This is a genomic window from Natrinema soli, assembly GCF_028618695.1.
In genome coordinates this window covers 1-1,315 of record NZ_JAQIVI010000702.1, presented here as the reverse complement: position 1 = coordinate 1,315, position 1,315 = coordinate 1, and the positions used below count along the sequence as shown (strand labels likewise).

Annotated in this window: 2 protein-coding genes; one reads left to right on the top strand and one right to left on the bottom strand. The window is 65.9% G+C overall.

Going from position 1 to position 1,315, the window contains the following annotated elements:
- The first annotated feature begins 488 nt into the window (after nucleotides 1-488).
- Nucleotides 489-983: a VOC family protein gene (locus PGX04_RS30445; RefSeq protein WP_377043733.1), complete on the top strand. Its 495-nt coding sequence runs from the start codon at nucleotides 489-491 to the stop codon at nucleotides 981-983.
- A 30-nt stretch (nucleotides 984-1,013) separates the two neighbouring features.
- Here PGX04_RS30445 and PGX04_RS30440 read toward each other — a convergent pair.
- Nucleotides 1,014-1,315 (bottom strand): OsmC family protein (locus tag PGX04_RS30440; protein WP_273741903.1); only part of this gene is annotated, 302 nt, incomplete at its 5' end.

Below are 1,315 nucleotides of genomic sequence, written 5' to 3'. Positions count from 1 at the left end.
GAACTGACGCCCGTCCCGACGGGGCCGCGGCTCGTCGATATCGATGCGGCTCTCGAGCGGGGCACCCGAAACGGCGGCTTCGACGGCGCCGTCGGCTCCGGTATCGACGACACGCGCGAAGACGACAGCAGCCGCTGACAGGCACTGTCCACTCGATCCGCACGGCGGGAGCGCGGTTCGGAGCGCTGCGCGGTTCGGAGCGAGGCATGGTTCGGAGCGAGGCGCGGTTCGGAGCGAACAGAGTGAGCGAGAACCGCGAGACGCGAACGGTGAGTGAAACGAGCCGTGAGCGAACAGTGTGAGCGAGAAACGCGGAGACGCGAACGGTGAGCGAAGCGAGCCGTGAGCGAACAGAGTGAGCGAGAACTGCGGACTGTGCGGTCGGTATGTGGATCGGTTCGATTGGTACTATAGCCCCTCCGTCTGAGCGGCCAAAGAGTTACCCCGACCGTCGTGGTACCATCTCCTCGTCTATATCCATTGGTGACATTCAACAGTTGGACGTCGAGATTCCCGAACTGTCCCAGGTCGCGTTCGTCGTCGAAGATCTCGATGACGGGATGGAGCGGTTCGGCTCGATCCTCGGGCTCGGTCCCTGGGAGGTCTACCGCTTCGAGCCGCCAGCCCTGTCCGATCGGACCTACCGCGGCGAACCCCACGAGTACTCGATGGCGCTCGCGATCGCACAGATCGGCGAGACGATGGTCGAACTGATCGAACCCCTCGAGGGATCGAGTCTCTACACGGAGCACCTCGAAGAACACGGCGAGGGGCTCCATCACGTCGCCTGTTTCGCCTTCGACGATCCGTACGGAGTCGTCGAGGCGTTCGAGGACGCCGGAATGCCGGTCGTCCAGAGCGGTAGCTACGGCGACGCCGAGTTCTGGTACTTCGATACCGCCGCGGAACTCAACGGGACGATCTTCGAGATCGCGGCGAACGTCGACGCGATGCCGGAGCCTGACCGAACGTATCCCGAGTGACGGACCGGGCTCGCGACCGCCCGTCTCGGGTCAGCACCGATCCCAGGAGAGAGCCAGGTCCAGGTCCTCCCGGAGCAGTTGCGAGACGTGACAGCCGCGTTCGCCGAGGTCGACGATCCGCTCGAGGGTCTCGTCGTCCGCGTCGGACTCGAGCCGGACTTCGGCTTCGATCCGCTCGACCGCCCGCTCCGCGGGCGTCGCGTCCGCGTCGACTCGGATCTCGTCGTCCGACGCGTCGCGTTTCTCCGCCTGATACCGGACGCTCAGCGACAGACACGACGCCAGGCCGCCGAGGAAGACGTCGACCGGCGTCGGGCCCGTCTCGGTCCCGC